Here is a 3,405-nt window from a genome sequence, read left to right on the forward strand (position 1 = left end):
TGAACGTTACCAAGAAAAATTAAACGGCTTAAGCCCATTAGAATACAGGGTTCAAGCCGCTTAAAGTGTTTTTTATTATTTCCACTGTCTACTTGACAGGGAGCTGTTCATCTTTTTCAAAATGGATTCTTTTGTTTTGTCGTAATATGACTGTTTGAGAATGGTTTTTGATCAGATTTTATTTGAGAGTGAGACATAGATAAGTATATATACTTTCAATGTGACGATACTATTAAAAACAATATTGAAAGGGTGATTAGGGTGTTTGATATTTCCATAATCCAAACGCCGATAAAGGAAGCCACTTATTTAAATACTGATAAAACACGGGTATACCGTCCCATCATCAAATATTGTTATACTCGTTACCTCCAAGCCAATCGATTTGTGTATCCACATGAAGTACTAGAGTTCCTGCAAAGTACAAGAGGATTTCCATCATATACACTTGATGATGTAAAGCGGGATCTTGAGTCACTTGAAAAATGGGGGAATCTAGTCGCCAGACAGGATGTTCGAGGACCTGAAAAATTAGAAGATGTTTTGAAAAAACGTTATCAATACAGTGTCTCAGAAATCTCCATTGGGTTTGAGCAGTTCTTAGAAAAGCTAGATTCTAAACGTTCTAATATTACAGGTTCTACTGATAGCTCTTTGGTATCCCGCTTACTAGAAACAACATATGCGTTAAAAGATTATGCTATCCCAAGGGTTAAAGATATGAAGGTAAATCAAGAGATTTATGAACTTTGGAGTGATATTTTTTATCGATTTGAAAAGCTACAATTTGACTCGGTTAGTTACTTATCTCATATTGATTATCAAAAAATACAAACGGAAGTAGCGAAGGGTGAATGGGCCTTTTTACATTATAAGGATGACTTCATTACTTATTTACAAGATTTCGTTTTGTCGCTACACCGTACAGTAGATTTGATTATTTCTGTTTTCAAAGAAATAGAGGTAACAAAATTGAAGAAAGTAATTCTTGCTGCAGCCGAGCATAAATGCTATCGTGACCGCTTCATTTTTGAAAATATTTCCGTAGAAGAACAAATACAAGAGTTTGAAAACAGTTGGTTATATATGATGCGATGGTTTTCCAGTGATTCATCTAATCACAACGGTGGCTATGAATCTCTATTAAGACAGACACAAGAAACCATTGATCAAATTGTAAAATTCATTAGACAAATTGGTGAGAAGTATCGTCAGGTTAAAAATAGACAGCATGAGTATTTGCACGCAGCTGTACTATTTGAAAAAATGAATAAATCAAATATGGATGAATGCCATGAAATATTTGCGTATCTTTTTGGTGTTCAAAATACAAAACACATCAGAGCACATTCAATATCTACTGACCAACAAAATAATGATTTATGGGAAATAAAAGGCGACAAGTTGACCTTGCTATCCAAATACAGAGAACGGAAAGAGAGGAAGAAACGAAAAGCAGTACAAGAAAATTTAGAAGAACGGTATAGACTTCTCAAGGAGTATGAAAAGGAAAGAGAAATAAAACAACAGTATATAGTTAAATACTTATCTTCAAAAGTGATTCGGGTACGTGATTTAGGGCCGGTTCCGGCTTGTATACGTGAAGAAATTTTAGAGTGGTTAAGTCGTTCTAGTTTCGAGATTTCAGAGAAAGGTATATTACGTTATGGCTTTACGGATGATGGTAGAACATTTGAAGCTATAGCCGTTACAGAAAATCGAATAAAACTAGTTTGTGATGACGGAACTCTTGAAATGGAAGACTTGGAATTTAAATTTAAAGAGGTGAGGTAATTGGAAGAAAAGAACGGTATTACCGACCGTATGAAGGAACTTGTGGAATATTTATTTGAATACATGTTTATTGATCGTAAGAAAAATCGAGATATCTATTATGAAATAAGGCGGTTGCAAAAACAGATCACTTATTATGTAAGTGAAAATTTTAAGTACAACTTACTTGTCCATCCAGACTTTATTAAATTAGAAAAGGTTACAACATCACCTAAACCATGGATGGGCATTGAACGTTTTAAAGGACCGAGAGATTATGTAATCTTATGTTGTTTTATGGCTTTTTTAGAGCAGCAAATCACGAATGAATTCATTACTGAAGACCTAACGAAAGCTATTAAAAATTACTTTCCTGGAGAAGAAGGACTACAGTGGGAAGGTAATGGTGGTTATCAGAATCGTCTTTCCCTTATAAGAGTGGTACGAGCATTAGAGGAATTTGGAATTATCGTGATTTTAGACCAAAATATCGATGATTTTAAAGATGATGATAAAAAGCAAGTGTTATTTCAAAAACAAACCCAAAGTCATTACTTCATGAGAAATCTCCCTTTTGATATTACAGCTTGTCAGTCCCCACGGTCTTTAAAATTGAAAAGGGTACTAGAAAAAGAGTTAACAGGCATCCTACCAAAACACGAATTGAATAGGCGTTTATTTATAGAACCTAGTATTCGAAAGCAAGATTTGGATGAAGGTCTGTATGACTACTTAAAGAGAAATATCGAACAAGTGGAATCCTTTGTGGAAGAAACTAGTTCTTACCAATTGGAATTCTATAAAACTGGGGCAATGTTAACCAGGACGGAAACCTATAAACCTCTTACCACATTTCCAAATTTGAAAATGGAAAGTCATCTTACTATGCAGCTATCTTTTTATGTAAGGGAACTTATCAAGGAGAGAAGAGTCCATAAAGAGTTGGAAGGGGAGATTCAAATGACCCGCTCTGAGTTTCTACAAGTAATAGATTCATTAAAGGAGCGAAATGGAGATGAATGGACCGCAAGTTATAGACAAATGAGTGCTAAGCAAATATGTAAAGAGTTTATTCCTTTCCTAAAGAGTTGGGGCTTTTGCAATGAACTAGAAGACAGAGAAAATCTTGTATTATATGATTCACTTGGCCGGGTAAGTGGTACTTATGAGATGGAAATGAAACAAACTGAATGGGAAAGTGGAGGAGTTGAAAAAACGTCATGACAAAAGATACTCGATGGAGACCAAACCAAGCTGGATTCCTTAACTTTTGGTTCTTTAAGGATGATATATTTGAGTTTATCAACGGAAAGCTACATCTAATGGGAGAAAACATGAGTGGAAAATCAGTCACTACACAAAGTTTAATCACCATATTACTAGACGGAAAGAAAGATGCAACCCGGCTGGATACATTCGGTAGCCGCTCCCGAACTTTACGGGATACCTTTCTAGGGAGCACGGGGGATAAGGACAAACAAGAAAGAAATAATCAAGATAAACTAGGATATACCTATCTCGAGTATAAAAGACCTGCGGTAGTATGTCAACTGAAAAATAATATCTTTTGAAGTTATCAAAGGACAAATTGCTTAAAAAAGACATCACGAAACTAGACCAGTATTTTATGTA

General features: G+C 34.9%; 3 protein-coding genes. All 3 read left to right on the forward strand.

Translation table 11 applies throughout. The annotated features are described in order from the left end of the window. Nucleotides 1–261 precede the first annotated feature (261 nt). The 3 genes from MR168_RS32490 to MR168_RS32500 are packed head-to-tail and all read left to right on the forward strand — an operon-like array spanning nt 262 to nt 3,344. Nucleotides 262–1,794, forward strand: coding sequence for a TIGR02677 family protein (locus tag MR168_RS32490; protein ID WP_074790064.1), 1,533 nt, complete (start codon nt 262–264; stop codon nt 1,792–1,794). Then, nucleotides 1,795–2,997, forward strand: a complete 1,203-nt coding sequence (locus tag MR168_RS32495) for a TIGR02678 family protein (RefSeq protein ID WP_153579218.1) — start codon at nt 1,795–1,797, stop codon at nt 2,995–2,997. After that, the gene (locus MR168_RS32500) at nt 2,994–3,344 is read left to right on the forward strand and encodes a hypothetical protein (protein ID WP_194810845.1); all 351 of its coding nucleotides are present in this window, start codon (nt 2,994–2,996) and stop codon (nt 3,342–3,344) included. Before MR168_RS32495 ends, MR168_RS32500 begins: the two co-directional genes overlap by 4 nt. Nucleotides 3,345–3,405: the final 61 nt, after the last annotated feature.

Source organism: Bacillus cereus group sp. BfR-BA-01356, assembly GCF_022663635.1.
GTDB lineage: Bacteria > Bacillota > Bacilli > Bacillales > Bacillaceae_G > Bacillus_A > Bacillus_A cereus.

What these genes read in the sequence shown, in the direction of transcription:
- MR168_RS32500 (WP_194810845.1), top strand. Translation starts at nt 2,994, where the DNA reads ATGACAAAAGATACTCGATGGAGACCAAACCAAGCTGGATTCCTTAAC.